Here is a 13,647-nt window from a genome sequence, read left to right on the forward strand (position 1 = left end):
ACGGAAGGGCGTCGAGTCGCCCCTCCCGTTTCTCCAGCGTTTCGGACGCAGACCAATAATCGCCGGTGCGCCGGGCCGCTTCACGAAAACCGCTTAGTTCGGCAGCAGCGAGCCGCTCCGAATGGGCTCGGCTCCAGCGACACACGCGAGCTCCAGCCCCGCCGTGGCGAAGCGCGCGCGTTGCCGCGCATATAGCACGCCGGCGACGGAGTTCGTGATCGTGACGACGCGACCGGTCAGCGGGTCGACGATATCGGCGATTGCCTCGCCAGGATCGACCCAGACACCGAGCGGCGCGCGGAACACGAGCACGCCGGAGATCGGTGCCACGAGCGGCTCGCTGCCGGAGAAAGGTGTGGCCTTGAACGCGAGCTCCGGCAACGGCGCGGGTGTGCCGTCGATGACGCCGCGAAACCTCAGGTATTCGACGATTGCGTTCGCGTCGCGCTCGGCGAACGCGTAGCTCACATCGGCCTGGCCGCGCAGCTCGATCGTTACCGAGATCGACCCGTTCGGAATCGGATAGCGCTCGCCGTAGCGGGCACGCAACTCGGACCAGCTGAAGCTGTGAATCTCGTCGAACGGATTGCCGATCGAATTGAGCGCGAGCAGCGAAGTCTTCGCGTCGAGGTAGCGCGCGAGTGGCTCGACGTCGGGCCAGGTGTCGGGATTCGTGAACAGATGCATCGCCGCTTCGAAGTCGCAGTGCAGGTCGAGCACGACGTCGGCATCATATGACAGGCGCTGCAGCGCGAGGCGCTGCGATTCGAGCTCGGTGGTCGGCGTTTGCTCGGCGAGCGCCTCGCGCATGGCGGCGCGCACGGCGAGCAGGTTCTGTTGCGCGTCGGCGGTCAGATGAGGCTCGATGCGCGGCATCACGAGCTCGGCCAGATTATGGAAGTTGCGATTGAAGTTCGCCGCGGTGCCGCTTTCGAAGCGGCCAACCATGTGTCCGAGCACCCGCTGGTTGAGGCCGATCGGATTGGGTACCGGCACGATGACGATTTCGCCGCGCAGCCGGCCCGCCGTCTCGAGGGCGGCGAGGCGTTTGCGCAGTTCCCATGCGACCAGCATCCCCGGCAGCTCGTCGGCATGCAGTGACGACTGGATGTAGATCTTCTGTCCGCCCGTCGGGCCGTAGTGGAAGCTCGTCAGGTACCGCTCGGTGCCGAGCGACGGGGAAATCAACGGATGGGTTTGTGTTTGCATGATGGTGTGAATGTGCCGGACGCCGTACGGGCGCGGGATGCTCCCGCGCCATTGCCTGTCAGCCGCCGTACACGTCGAAGCTGAAGTAGCTGGCTTCGATCTTCTTGTACGTTCCTTGCGCAGGCCCATGGCGGCGCCGCTGCCGAGTGCGCCCTTCGGATCGCTGAGGTAGTTGTATAGACAAGATAACGAATTGAAGATGGTGGCGGAAGTAGGGTTTCCGCTGACGACGTACGGCTCGCCTTCAAAATAGGCGGGATTTTCGCGTGAAACGAAGTTTCAACGAGAAATCGAAGCGAGCGTTGCAAGAAATAAATGTATATGCAACTTGCCGTCAAAGCTCGAGCGCAAGAAATCGCGTGCCCTCGACCGGATTTGCGTAGTAGGGCGCAGTTTCGACGAATCCCAGGCGCTCGTAGATGCGCTGTGCGAAAGCGGTTTTCGGTACCGAGTCGAGGACCAGCTTCGAGAAGCCCAACGATTTTGCTTTCCCGATCACCGACGTCACCAGCGTTTCGCCGAGACGCATCCCTCTGAATGCGTCGCGAACGAAGAGCCGCTTGATTTCCGCGGTCCCGGTGCTATGGCGCAGCAGCCCCGCGCAACCGGCGAGTTCGCCACCGGCATCGGCGACGAAAAACATGCCGGACGGCAACGTGTAAACCTCCTCGAACGCTTCCATTTCGGCATCGAATCCACGGTACGACAGATCCAGATCCAGCCAGTGCACGTATTCGCGGATCAGGGCGACGAGGCCGCGCGTATCGGCGGGGAAAACGGCTTCGCGAATGACAGGCTGTGGCGTTTGCATGGCGGCTCTCAGATCCATACGTCGTTTTCGGCCGTTCTTTCGTTGACGGTATCGCCGGTGTTGACGACGCCACGCGGTTCGATCAGCAGCAGCTTCACTTCGGACCCGGCATACGGCTTGTGCTCGACTCCCTTAGGAACCACCGCCATTTCTCCAGCAGCCAGTTCGATCGAGCGGTCGCGGAAGTCGATGCGCAACCGGCCATCGAGGACGATGAAGGTCTCGTCGGTGTCGGCGTGCTGGTGCCAGACGAAATCGCCCACAATCTTGACGACCTTGAACTGATAGTCGTTCATTTCGGCAACGACACGCGGCTGCCAGTGGTCGTCGATCTGACGGATCTTGTCGAGCAGGTTGATCGTCCTGTATTGGCCGCGTTGCTCGGGTGTCGGCTCGGAATCGCTGTGCATGGTGGCGCCATTCGGGTGATACCTCGAACGGAGCTTAGTCCGGCCGCCAGCGCGTGTCTTGAACGATCGTGCAAGCTTGCGCTAGCCGGCGCGTCGATCGCGCATCATCGCGAGCCAACGTGCGGGAGGGATGCCGTATGCGTGGCGAAAATGTCGGGTCATGTGGCTCTGGTCGGCAAAGCCGGCGGCCGCCGCCGCATCCACGAGTGAAACGCCGCGCAGCATCATCGCGCGCGCGGCTTCGAGCCGTCGCATGACGAGGTAGTGATAGGGGCTGGTACCGTAGAAAGTTCGGAAATCGCGCGACAGGCTCCAGCGGTCCTGTCCGCTGACGGCGGCGAGTTCGTCCAGCGTGACGACACGGGTGCTCGAAGCGTGCAGATATTCCCGTGCCCGCTGCGCCGCCGCGAAATCCGCGGACTTGCGCGCCGCTCGCGCGCCCGCCGCGCTATCGAGCGCGAGCGCGAGGCCGGCGAGCGCGTCGTCGCGTTCGAGCGGTTCCGCGTCGCCGCGCATCTGGCGCAGCGCTGTCTTCGTCGCTTCGAACAGCCGTGAGTCGTTCGTGACGCCGCCTTCGACGAATGGCAACGGCCGGCCGCCCAGCACTTCCTGAATTGCGGCGGGCTGCACGTAAATCATCTGATAACGGAATCCATCTTGCGTGCCGGCCTGACCGTCGTGCACTTCGTCGGGATGCAGGACCATCGTCTGTCCGGGCAGGCTGGTGCGCAAACCGCGCCGGTAATGGAAGCACTGAACGCCTGCAAGAGTCAGGCCGATCGCGTAGGTGTCGTGCCGATGCAGTGAATACGCGTTGCCGTGGAAAAACGCTTCGATGCGTTCGACTCCACCGCTGGATTCCGAACGGGAAATCCAGTCGGATTGGGCATTGCTGGTATCGCCGTCCATTACGCTCTCCGGCTCCGTTTGGCAGTTCTGCGGGAATCTCCGTATCGGATCATTGTATCGGTGTGGACGTTCGACGCACCGTATGACAGCCTACCGGCAAATTGCACCGCACCACGAACGCCGACTAAACGCGGCGAAGTCGCACGCTTTTCCGTCGGCCCAAAAATAAGGCAGAATCCAGACGTGCGATCCGCCGCGCGACGCGGTCCGCCGTGTTCGCTTAAACGTTGCGCTTTGGCGTTCCAGGACCCCGCATCGCCATCCGCCGCGCACAGCGTTTGTGTCCTAGTGTTGTCGTTTTCCTGATCGACGTTTGCGCATCCTGCCGTCTCACGTGCGAGATGCCTTTCAACCGCCCGCCCAGAGCCTAGCAATGACGACCCAGCAACCGACCATCATCTACACCCTCACCGACGAGGCCCCGCTGCTCGCGACCGCCTCGTTCCTGCCGATCATCCGGACCTTCACGAGGCCGGCCGGCATCGAGGTCGAGACCAGCGACATTTCGGTCGCGGGCCGCATCCTCGGCGAGTTCCCGGAGTTTCTGACCGAAGCGCAGCGGGTGCCGGACAATCTCGCGCAGCTCGGTCGCCTGACTTTGTTGCCCGACACCAACATCATCAAGCTGCCCAACATCAGCGCATCGGTGCCGCAACTGACGAGCGCGATCAAGGAACTGCAGGCGAAGGGCTACAAGGTGCCCGACTATCCGGAAGATCCGAAGACCGACGAAGAGAAGGCGATCCGTCAGCGCTACTCGAAGTGCCTCGGCAGCGCCGTGAACCCGGTGCTGCGCGAGGGCAACTCGGACCGTCGCGCGCCGGCCGCGGTGAAGAACTACGCGCGCAAGCATCCGCACAGCATGGCCGAATGGAGCATGGCGTCGCGCACGCACGTCGCGCACATGCGGCACGGCGACTTCTATCACGGCGAAAAATCGCTGACACTCGATCGCGCCCGCGACGTCAAGATGGAACTCGTCACGAAGAGCGGCAAGACGATCGTGCTGAAGCCGAAGGTCGCGCTGCAGGACGGCGAGATCATCGACAGCATGTTCATGAGCAGGAAGGCGCTGCTCGCGTTCTATGAAGAACAGATGGAAGACGCGCGCAAGACCGGCATGATGCTGTCGCTGCACGTGAAGGCGACGATGATGAAGGTGTCGCACCCGATCGTCTTCGGCCACGCGGTGAAGGTGTTCTACAAGGACGCGTTCGCGAAGCACGGCAAACTGTTCGACGAACTCGGCGTGAACGTCAACAACGGCCTCGTCAATCTGTACGAGAAGCTCGAGACGCTGCCGGAGTCGAAGCGCGAGGAAGTGATCCGCGATATGCACGCGTGCCACGAACATCGTCCGGAACTGGCGATGGTCGATTCGGCCAAGGGCATCTCGAACCTGCACGCGCCGAACGACGTGATCGTCGATGCGTCGATGCCGGCGATGATCCGCCTCGGCGGCAAGATGTGGGGCGCGGACGGTCGTCCGAAAGACACCAAGGCGGTGATTCCCGAGAGTACGTTCGCGCGCATCTACCAGGAGATGATCAACTTCTGCAAGACCAACGGCGCTTTCGATCCGGTCACGATGGGCACCGTGCCGAACGTCGGTCTGATGGCGCAGAAGGCGGAAGAATACGGCTCGCACGATAAGACTTTCGAAGTGCCGGAAGATGGCGAGGCGCGCATCGTCGATCTCGCGAGCGGCGAGGTGCTGCTCACGCAGAACGTCGAGCAGGGCGACATCTGGCGCATGTGCCAGGTGAAGGACGCGGCGATCCGCGATTGGGTCAAGCTCGCGGTCACGCGCGTGCGCAACTCGGGCACGCCCGCGGTGTTCTGGCTCGACCCGTATCGTCCGCACGAAGCGGAACTGATCAAGAAGGTCGAAGCCTACCTGAAGGATTACGACACCACGGGCCTCGACATCCAGATCATGTCGCAGGTGCGTGCGATGCGTTACACGCTCGAGCGCGTCGTGCGCGGGCTCGATACGATCTCGGTCACCGGCAACATCCTGCGCGATTATCTGACCGACCTGTTCCCGATCATGGAACTGGGCACGAGTGCGAAGATGCTGTCGATCGTGCCGTTGATGGCGGGCGGCGGGATGTACGAGACGGGCGCGGGCGGTTCGGCGCCGAAACACGTGAAGCAGCTCGTCGAAGAGAACCATCTGCGTTGGGACTCGCTCGGCGAATTCCTCGCGCTCGCGGTGTCGCTCGAAGAACTGGGCATCAAGACCGGCAACAACCGGGCGAAGATCCTCGCGAAGACGCTCGACATCGCCACCGGCAAGCTGCTCGACAACAACCGCAGCCCGAGCCCGAAGACCGGCGAGCTCGACAATCGCGGCAGCCAGTTCTATCTGGCGATGTTCTGGGCGCAGGAGCTGGCCGCGCAAACCGACGATGCCGAGCTTGCCGCACAGTTCAAGCCGCTCGCGACGCAGCTGACCGCCAATGAGCAGGTGATCCTCGCGGAGCTGGCGGCGGTGCAGGGCACGCCGGCCGACATCGGCGGCTATTACAAGCCGGACTTCAACAAGCTCGACGAGGTGATGCGGCCGAGCCGCACGCTGAACGAGGCGCTCAAGGCGGTTCGTGTCGAGTGAGATGAGATGAAGTGACAACGAGCCGCTCGTTGCGTGCGGGCGGCTCGTGGCAGGCAAGGGCGGCGAACGCTACCTGCGAACGCGTTCAATACTGCACGACGATCGCGACGCGCCGGTTCGCCGCTCTTGCCGCCGCGTCGTCGCCGGCGACCAGCGGGAAATTATCGGCCCGGCCGATCGCGGCCAGCCGATGCGGCTCGATCCCGCGCTCGACCAGATACCTGACCACCGCCCCCGCGCGAGCCGACGACAGCTCCCAGTTGGACGCATACTTCGCCGTCGAGATCGGCACGCTGTCGGTATGTCCTTCGACGAGCACATTGCCGGTCGTATCCTTTTGCAGCACTTGCGCGATCCGGTTCAGGACGTCGAACGAATCGGGCAGCAGTCGCGCATCGCCGGCGTTGAACAGGATCTTCGCGTTGACGCCGATTTCCAGGCCGTGCGGCACGTCCGTCACCGTGATCAGCCCTTCTTCGCGCAGCGCTTCGAGCCGCGCGCTCAGCTGCTTGCGCGCATCCCGTTGCGCGCCGTCCGCTGGCGCGGGCGCGCTCTGCAGCGCCGTTCTCGTTTCGAGCGTCTGATAGCGGAGTTCGAGCTGCTTCGATTTCGCCAATTGCATCACGTACAGCGCGAGAAACAGCACCATCATCGTCGTGATGAGGTCCGCGTACGAGATCAGCCAGCGGCCGCCTTCCGTGCCTTCGCCGCCGTGCCCGTCGCGCTCGTCCGCGCCACTCGATGCGCGTTTGCTGCCAGACGTCGTTTGCATACTTGATTAGTCCGCTTCCAGATGACAGCGCGGCGCTCCGCGCTCGCGCTCTACCGCGAGGCTCAGGCCAGCGACTCCGCCGCCCGCCCGCGCATTTCGCCCGTCAGGCGCGTTTCGATCATATGCGGCGACTCCTTGCGCGAAATCGCGAGCAGTCCGTCGAGATAAAGCCGGCGAAACCGCACCTCGCTGTCGACCTGCGCCTGCAGTTTGCCGTATAGCGGCAGAAACACCAGATTCGCGAGCGCGAGGCCATACAGCGTCGCGACGAACGCCGTGGCGATGCCCGAGCCGAGTTGCCCCGGATCGAGAATGTGATTGGTGACCTGGATCAGCCCGAGCACCGAGCCGAGAATACCGAACGTCGGCGCATAGCCGCCCGCCTGCTGCCACACGCGCGCCGCAGCCATGTGATTGCGCTCGTACGCGTCGAGCTCGCGCTGCAGCGCATCTTCGAGCACCGGGGTCGAGACGCCGTTCGCGAGCAGTTCGAGTCCCCGTCTGGCGAACGGATGTGTGCCGCTGACGTCCATCGATTCGAACGCGAGCAGGCCGTTGAGCTTCGCCTGATCGCCCCATTCGAGCAGGTCGGCGAGACTCTTCTGGTCGACCCGCCGCGCGCGCGTGAACGCGAGGCCGAGCAGCTTCACCGCATCGAAAAAGCGTGCCCACGTGGTCTGGATCATCACCGCGCCGAGCGTGCCGCCGAGCACGATGACGAACGCCTCGTACTGGAACAGCGTCAGAAAATGCCCGCCTTCGAGGGCGAAGCCAAAAACGATTGCCGCTCCACCGAACAGCACACCAAATAGCGTCAACAGATCCATGCTTTTCCTCGAACGGCGCCGCGCTCACGCTGTACGCGTGAGCAGCGTCGCGCAGTCAAACCGCTCAGTGCGCGGCGTTCTGCAGCGTCGCGTGCGGCGCGGACGGTGTCTTCAGTGCTTTCACCGCATCGAGCAGCCGTTGCTCGATGTCGCCGACTTCGATCGCATCGATCTTGATGTCGCGCCGCATGACCCACGACACCTCGTTGCGGCGTACTTCGGTCATCACCGACAGCAGGCGCTCGGCCACCGGTTGTCCTTCGACGCTGACGAGCAGCTTCGCGAGATCGTAGGTATCGAAGCCGCTGACGACTTCGAACAGCGTGCGCTGATCGACGGACGCGAGATCGTCGAGCGAATCGAGGGCGCCGCTGCGGCGCGTATTGCGACGCGAGAAATAGGCGACGCCTTGCTGCTCGACATAGGTCAGCACTTTCGACTTGCGGAACGCGAACACTTCGTCGGCAATTTCGCCGTGCGACAGCTTGTTGAGGATCAAGGTCCTGTCGACGCCGATCAATGCCTCCAGATCGGTCAGCTCGATCAGCTCGAGCTCGCCGCTCACGGCGATATCGAGGTCGCCGTCCGCGACCTGCTGCGCGCGATCGACGATGCGCGCAGCGTCGAACGTGACGACCTGGCGCGCGGCCGCGCCGTCGTACGCTGAGTATTCGGTCGAGACGTTATTCAATTGCCCGGGCTGCGCGGCCTCGATCGTCACGAGGTTGAGCTTCTCCATGCGCTTGAGCATCGCCATCACGTGAGGACGCGAATGGCCGGCAATCGCGCGGCACTTCTTGATCACTTCGACGAGCGGCACCGAGGTTTCCTCGGCCTGCGCTTGCAATGGACGGCGGCCCCAGCTGTCGCCCGCCTCGCGCCGCTCGCCATTCGACATCAACGTGAGCACGTGCGCGTACGACAGCACGCCCGGCAGAAAGTCGGCGTGCGTGTAGGTGGCGAGCAGATCGTCCTTGCGCTTCACGCGACGAATCAGCGTGCGCGTGATGTGACGCAGCAGCGGCGATACGCGCTCGATTTCTTCGTCGAGCATGCCAGCCGGCACAACGCTCAGCTGACAGAACGTCAGCGCCTTCGCGGTGTTGCTGCGCGGCTCGGCGGGGAGCAACGCGGCCTCGCCGAAGAATTCGCCCCGGCCCAGTGTCGCGACGACGACCTTCTTGTCGTCGCAGCGAGTGGAAAGTTCTACCTTGCCTTCCGTGATCAGGAAAACGACGGGTTCACCCGAGTAGCCCTCGGAGTAGATGATCTCGCCGGGCGCTGCTGTGCGCGTCCACGACTGTTGACGATTCAAAGTAGTTCCCCTGCAGCGCTGTTTTGTTTTCGCGGCCATGCGATGCGATGCGATGCCTTGCATCGCGTGATCGACGGCCATTACCCGTACGCCCGTTTACGTCATCGCGCAGGGACTCTTTAACGGCCAGGAGCGTGGCGGACCGGGGCGAAATGCGCTGCCGGCCGTGGCCAACGAAGAGAACGGCGATAAAGCGATCAGTGAATCGTTTGCGCACGATGTGATCACGCATAAATGACGCGCCGTAGCCACCCAAAATTTTTTTATCGACACGGCTCGGCAGCGTTTGCGCGACGTTGCACGCAAGGCGTTTCAAATCGTCCGATCGTTCGATAACGGCTCGTGCCGTCGCGCGCGCTGAATGGGCGAGCCCCGGCGAATGCTATGCTCTCGCTCGACTGAATATATGGCGCCTGCGGCGCGACATCCACACATGACGAAACTGATCAAGCGCGCTTCGGCCGAGGCGCGTGCTTTCCGTAACCGGGACGCCGAAGGCATCGGCGGCAGGCAGAAAATGGCGCCCAAAAAGACGCGCAACAACACGCGCAACAACACGCGCGACGCGAGCGCCGCCGTCGAGCACGACGCGCACGACGCGCCGCAAATCGAAGCGCCGCGCAAGCCGCGTTTCGCACCGGTGACGTTCTCCGAAGAAGGCGGCGTGCGCTACCTCCATTTCGGCACGGAATGGGTGCAAGGCGCGATGCGTCTGCGCAAGCCCGATCACATCGAACTCGAATACGCGCAGCAGATGATGGCCTGGCTGCTGTTTCTCGAAACGCCGAAGCGCATCGTGCAGCTCGGGCTCGGCGCGGCGTCGCTGACCAAGTTCGCGCACCGCTTTCTGAAGAGCGCGAAGGTCGAGGCCGTCGAGCTAAACCCGGCGGTCGTGGTGGCCGCGCACACGATGTTCGAGTTGCCGCCCGACGACGCGCGTCTGACCGTGCACGAAATCGACGCATGGGACTTCGTCAACGAGAGCGCGAACCACGGCACCATCGGCGCGCTACAGATCGACGTGTACGACGCGACCGCGCGCGGTCCGGTGCTCGACAGCGTCGGCTTTTACCGTGCGGCGCGCGCGTGTCTGACCGACGCGGGCATCGTCACGGTGAATCTGTTCGGCGATCATCCGAGCTTCGTGCGCAACATGAAGTGTCTGAACGAGGCCTTCGACGGCCGCGTCGTCGCGCTGCCCGAAGTGCACGACGGCAACCGCATCGCGATCGCGTTCTCGGGCCCCGCGCTCGACGTGCCTTTCACCGCGCTCGACGCGCGCGCGAAGCTGATCGAAGCCGAACTCGGCTTGCCGGCTCGCAAGTGGATCAAGGGCCTGCGCGAATCGACGGGGCAGACGGGCGCCTCGTTCGCGATCTGAGCGATGGCTCCATTTCGCTGAAGCGAAGCGCCGAGCGCTGAGTGCAGATCAGCGCGGAGAACGAAGCGGCCGTGCCGACGTATCAGTCGGCCCGGCCGTTTCACTTCCGGAATATTCTTCATGTCCACGCTGCAACGTCATTCAGCCTGCATCTTTGGCGCTTATGTCGTGTCGTTGGACGCCGATGCGCCTCGGGTCCGCCCTGCTTGACCGGGCGTTCGCCACTCCTATACTCTTTCGAAGCTTTCGGGGCGCCCGTGGCCGATCGCGGGACGACCACCCGCTGAGTTCCACCTCCCGTCGACCACGGGCAGACAAATTCTAAATAGGAAACAGGAGACGTCATGGCTCACGACGCCGACGTGAAGAAAGCCAGCAAGCACTGGCTCTGGCTTTTGCTGCTACCCTGGATCGCGATGATCTGGGTACCGTCCTACAACCGGATCGAGCCGCAACTGTTCGATTTCCCGTTCTTCTACTGGTATCAGCTGCTGTGGGTGCTGATTAGCGCCGTCATCACCGCGCTTGTCTACGTGAAGACCAAGTCCCGTTATACGGGTCGCACGAACGGGGGCGCGCAACGATGAACCCGATTGCAACTTTCGTCTTCGTTCTGTTCTTCATCGGCGTCACGATTCTCGGTTTCGTCGCGGCCCACTGGCGGCGCGGCGACCTCGCGCATATCGAAGAGTGGGGTCTCGGCGGCCGGCGCTTTGGCACGATCGTCACGTGGTTCCTGCTCGGCGGCGACCTGTACACCGCCTACACCTTCATCGCGGTGCCGGCACTCGTGTTCGGCGCGGGCGCAACGGGCTTTTTCGCGCTGCCTTACACGATCCTGATCTATCCGTTCGCGTTCGTCGTGTTCCCGAAGCTGTGGAGCATCGCCAAGAAGCACGGCTACGTGACCTCGGCGGACTTCGTGTCGGCCCGTTACGGCAGCCGCATGCTCGCGCTCGCGATCGCGGTGACCGGTATCGTCGCGACGATGCCGTACATCGCGCTGCAGCTGGTCGGTATCGAAGTGGTGATCGGCGCGCTCGGTTTCGACACGACCGGCTTCGTCGGCGATCTGCCGCTGATCATTGCGTTCGCGATCCTCGCGGCCTACACGTACACGTCAGGCCTGCGCGCGCCGGCCATGATCGCGGTCGTCAAGGACATCCTGATCTACGTGACGATCTTCGCCGCGATCATCGTGATTCCGCCGCAGCTGGGTGGCTTCGGGCATATCTTCGGCGCGGTGCCTCCGGCCAAGCTGCTGCTGAAGTCGCCGGACGTGTCGAGCCTGAACGGCTATAGCGCGTACGCGACGCTCGCGGTAGGTTCGGCGCTCGCGCTGTTCCTGTATCCGCACTCGATCACCGCGGTGCTGTCGTCGAAGTCGGGCAACACGATCCGCCGCAACATGGCGTTGCTGCCGGCCTATTCGCTGGTGCTCGGCCTGCTCGCGCTGCTCGGCTTCATGGCGCTCGCGGCCGGCGTGAAGGACATGCCGGAGTTCGCGCCGTACTTCAAGGCCTTCGGCCCGAACTTCGCGGTGCCGGCGCTGTTCCTGCACTTCTTCCCGTCGTGGTTCGTCGGCGTCGCGTTCGCGGCGATCGGTATCGGCGCGCTGGTGCCGGCGGCGATCATGTCGATCGCGGCGGCGAACCTGTATACGCGTAACGTGCACAAGGAGTTCATCAACCGCACCATGTCGCACGAGCAGGAGACCAACGTCGCGAAGCTGGTGTCGCTGATCGTCAAGGTCGGCGCGGTCGCGTTCATTCTCGGTCTGCCGCTCACGTACGCTATCCAACTGCAATTGCTCGGCGGGATCTGGATCATCCAGACGCTGCCGGCCATCGTGCTCGGTCTCTACACGCGCGTGCTCGACTACCGGGGTCTGCTGATCGGCTGGGCGGCCGGCATCGCGACCGGCACGTGGATGGCGATTTCGCTGAAGCTGGCGAGCTCGATCTTCACGATCCATCTGTTCGGCATGGCGATTCCGGGCTATGCGGCGGTGTGGTCGCTGATCGTGAACCTCGTGGTGTCGGTGGTCGTGAGCCTGATCGTGCGCGCGGTGGGCATGCAGCGCGGCGAGGACCGCACGCATCCGGAAGACTACCTGGACGTAGTCGAAGGCTGATCCGGCTGCAACTTCACGCTTTGAAAAACGCAACGCCCGCCGACGAAAGTTGGCGGGCGTTTGTGTTTGCGGGGCACTCCAGGGCACGATAGCGGAACCGTCCTCTCACGCGTTCGCCGCGCGCCGCCATGGCTGCTGCCGATACCCCCAACGTGATCCCCCGCCTCGCGGCGCTCAGCCGGATGGTGCGCGCGGTCACCTCGCCGTATTACCGCTACCGGCACGCGAAGATGCTGCACAGCCTGCGCGTCGGCCTCGCGATGCTGGTGTCGATTCTCGCCACGACCGGCATCGATATTCCGCACGGCATCTGGTCGTCGGTGACGCTGCTGGTGGTGATCGGCGGCTTGCAGCATCACGGCAATATCCGCAAGAAAGCGGCCGAGCGCGCGGCCGGCACGCTGCTCGGCGCATCGATCGGGCTCCTGCTGATCGTGCAGCAGAACTTCATTGGCTCGTTGCCGCTCACCTATGTGCTGATGGCGATCATCGCGTCGATCTGCGCGTGGTTCGCGATCGGCTCGTCCGGGTATATCGGGCTGCTGACCGCGATCACGATGTGCATCGTCGCGGGTCACGGCGACAATCTGATCGACGTCGGCCTGTGGCGCACGCTGAACGTGCTGATCGGTATCGTGATCGCACTGGCGTTTTCGTTCGCGTTTCCGCTGCACGCGACGTATTCGTGGCGCTACGGGCTCGCGGCCAATCTGCGCGAATCCGCGCGCATCTACGCGCGGCTACTCGGCGGCGAGACGATCACCGAGGAGGAGCAGGTCAAGCGCTTCCTGCAGATCAACAGGCGGCTCGTGCAACTGCGCTCGCTGATGCCGTCGGTCGCGAAGGAAATCGATGTGCCGCAGACGAAGCTCGAGGAGATCCAGCGGCTGCATCGCTCGGTGCTCAGTTCGCTCGAACTGCTGGCGACGGGCCCGCTGATGAACGCCGATGCCGCCGCGCGCACCGCTTATGCGGCGTATTGCGGCGCCGAGGTGCGCGCCGTGCGGGCGATCCTGCTGTCCACCGCGCGCGGGCTGCGGTTTGGCCGTCCGTCGCGCTTCGGCATTCCGGCCGCGGCGCCGTTCGCGAGGGGGCATGGCGACGTGGCCACCGCGTTGCCGCCCGACTGGCAAGGACCGTACTGGCTCGGTCAGCGGCTCGCGGAGCAGGTGGACCGGTTGCGCGCGATATTGCTGGAGACCGAGCCGAACTGGAATATCGAGCGGCACGAGCGGGCGACGCGTGGTGGGTAGGTGGTGGGGCTG

At 63.8% G+C, this 13,647-nt stretch carries 12 protein-coding genes; 5 read left to right on the forward strand and 7 right to left on the reverse strand.

From position 1 onward, the window contains the following. Nucleotides 1-93: 93 nt before the first annotated feature. The 4 genes from L0U84_RS04560 to L0U84_RS04575 all read right to left on the reverse strand — a co-directional run bounded on the left by L0U84_RS04560 (nucleotide 94) and on the right by L0U84_RS04575 (nucleotide 3,339). Complete coding sequence (locus L0U84_RS04560) at nucleotides 94-1,209, reverse strand: succinylglutamate desuccinylase/aspartoacylase family protein (RefSeq protein WP_233848111.1); 1,116 nt, start codon at nucleotides 1,207-1,209, stop codon at nucleotides 94-96. A gap of 334 nt (nucleotides 1,210-1,543) precedes the next feature. Then, nucleotides 1,544-2,020 carry a GNAT family N-acetyltransferase gene (locus L0U84_RS04565; protein ID WP_233848112.1) on the reverse strand — a complete coding sequence of 159 codons (477 nt, stop codon included), beginning with the start codon at nucleotides 2,018-2,020 and terminating at the stop codon, nucleotides 1,544-1,546. A gap of 8 nt (nucleotides 2,021-2,028) precedes the next feature. Further along, the gene (locus L0U84_RS04570; protein ID WP_233848114.1) at nucleotides 2,029-2,430 is read right to left on the reverse strand and encodes a cupin domain-containing protein; all 402 of its coding nucleotides are present in this window, start codon (nucleotides 2,428-2,430) and stop codon (nucleotides 2,029-2,031) included. 81 nt (nucleotides 2,431-2,511) lie between these two features. Next, on the reverse strand, nucleotides 2,512-3,339 hold the full coding sequence (locus tag L0U84_RS04575) for an AraC family transcriptional regulator (protein WP_233848115.1): 828 nt from the start codon (nucleotides 3,337-3,339) through the stop codon (nucleotides 2,512-2,514). 373 nt (nucleotides 3,340-3,712) lie between these two features. Here L0U84_RS04575 and L0U84_RS04580 point away from each other — a divergent pair, with 373 nt between their 5' ends. After that, nucleotides 3,713-5,953: an NADP-dependent isocitrate dehydrogenase gene (locus L0U84_RS04580; protein WP_233848116.1), complete on the forward strand. Its 2,241-nt coding sequence runs from the start codon at nucleotides 3,713-3,715 to the stop codon at nucleotides 5,951-5,953. Nucleotides 5,954-6,038: 85 nt separating this feature from the next. On the opposite strand, the gene L0U84_RS04585 is transcribed toward L0U84_RS04580, so the two are convergent. From L0U84_RS04585 to L0U84_RS04595, 3 genes are all read right to left on the reverse strand, one after another. Continuing rightward, nucleotides 6,039-6,725 (reverse strand): OmpA/MotB family protein, encoded by a 687-nt coding sequence (locus L0U84_RS04585; RefSeq protein ID WP_233848117.1) that lies wholly within the window; start codon nucleotides 6,723-6,725, stop codon nucleotides 6,039-6,041. A 62-nt stretch (nucleotides 6,726-6,787) separates the two neighbouring features. Further along, complete coding sequence (locus L0U84_RS04590; protein ID WP_233848118.1) at nucleotides 6,788-7,552, reverse strand: flagellar motor protein; 765 nt, start codon at nucleotides 7,550-7,552, stop codon at nucleotides 6,788-6,790. A 64-nt stretch (nucleotides 7,553-7,616) separates the two neighbouring features. Then, entirely contained in the window at nucleotides 7,617-8,867 is a 1,251-nt protein-coding gene (locus tag L0U84_RS04595; RefSeq protein WP_233848120.1) for a cyclic nucleotide-binding domain-containing protein, read from the reverse strand. 433 nt (nucleotides 8,868-9,300) lie between these two features. Here L0U84_RS04595 and L0U84_RS04600 point away from each other — a divergent pair, with 433 nt between their 5' ends. The 4 genes from L0U84_RS04600 to L0U84_RS04615 all read left to right on the forward strand — a co-directional run bounded on the left by L0U84_RS04600 (nucleotide 9,301) and on the right by L0U84_RS04615 (nucleotide 13,635). After that, nucleotides 9,301-10,248, forward strand: a complete 948-nt coding sequence (locus tag L0U84_RS04600) for a spermidine synthase (RefSeq protein ID WP_233848122.1) — start codon at nucleotides 9,301-9,303, stop codon at nucleotides 10,246-10,248. Nucleotides 10,249-10,592: 344 nt separating this feature from the next. Further along, nucleotides 10,593-10,835: a DUF3311 domain-containing protein gene (locus L0U84_RS04605; protein WP_233848123.1), complete on the forward strand. Its 243-nt coding sequence runs from the start codon at nucleotides 10,593-10,595 to the stop codon at nucleotides 10,833-10,835. Then, a complete protein-coding gene (gene mctP / locus L0U84_RS04610; protein WP_233848124.1) occupies nucleotides 10,832-12,382 on the forward strand; it encodes a monocarboxylate uptake permease MctP in 1,551 nt (516 codons plus the stop codon). Before L0U84_RS04605 ends, mctP begins: the two co-directional genes overlap by 4 nt. Before the next feature lie 128 nt (nucleotides 12,383-12,510). Then, nucleotides 12,511-13,635, forward strand: a complete 1,125-nt coding sequence (locus L0U84_RS04615; RefSeq protein WP_233848125.1) for an FUSC family protein — start codon at nucleotides 12,511-12,513, stop codon at nucleotides 13,633-13,635. Nucleotides 13,636-13,647: the final 12 nt, after the last annotated feature.

Source organism: Paraburkholderia sp. HD33-4 (genome assembly GCF_021390635.1).
Taxonomy (GTDB): Bacteria; Pseudomonadota; Gammaproteobacteria; order Burkholderiales; family Burkholderiaceae; genus Paraburkholderia.

Bases quoted from the DNA above. Each gene is read 5' to 3' on its own strand.
- L0U84_RS04605 (WP_233848123.1), top strand. From the start codon at position 10,593: ATGGCTCACGACGCCGACGTGAAGAAAGCCAGCAAGCACTGGCTCTGG.
- L0U84_RS04600 (WP_233848122.1), top strand. From the start codon at position 9,301: ATGACGAAACTGATCAAGCGCGCTTCGGCCGAGGCGCGTGCTTTCCGT.
- L0U84_RS04590 (WP_233848118.1), bottom strand. From the start codon at position 7,552: ATGGATCTGTTGACGCTATTTGGTGTGCTGTTCGGTGGAGCGGCAATC.
- L0U84_RS04580 (WP_233848116.1), top strand. From the start codon at position 3,713: ATGACGACCCAGCAACCGACCATCATCTACACCCTCACCGACGAGGCC.
- L0U84_RS04585 (WP_233848117.1), bottom strand. From the start codon at position 6,725: ATGCAAACGACGTCTGGCAGCAAACGCGCATCGAGTGGCGCGGACGAG.
- mctP (WP_233848124.1), top strand. From the start codon at position 10,832: ATGAACCCGATTGCAACTTTCGTCTTCGTTCTGTTCTTCATCGGCGTC.
- L0U84_RS04565 (WP_233848112.1), bottom strand. From the start codon at position 2,020: ATGCAAACGCCACAGCCTGTCATTCGCGAAGCCGTTTTCCCCGCCGAT.
- L0U84_RS04570 (WP_233848114.1), bottom strand. From the start codon at position 2,430: ATGCACAGCGATTCCGAGCCGACACCCGAGCAACGCGGCCAATACAGG.
- L0U84_RS04560 (WP_233848111.1), bottom strand. From the start codon at position 1,209: ATGCAAACACAAACCCATCCGTTGATTTCCCCGTCGCTCGGCACCGAG.
- L0U84_RS04615 (WP_233848125.1), top strand. From the start codon at position 12,511: ATGGCTGCTGCCGATACCCCCAACGTGATCCCCCGCCTCGCGGCGCTC.
- L0U84_RS04575 (WP_233848115.1), bottom strand. From the start codon at position 3,339: ATGGACGGCGATACCAGCAATGCCCAATCCGACTGGATTTCCCGTTCG.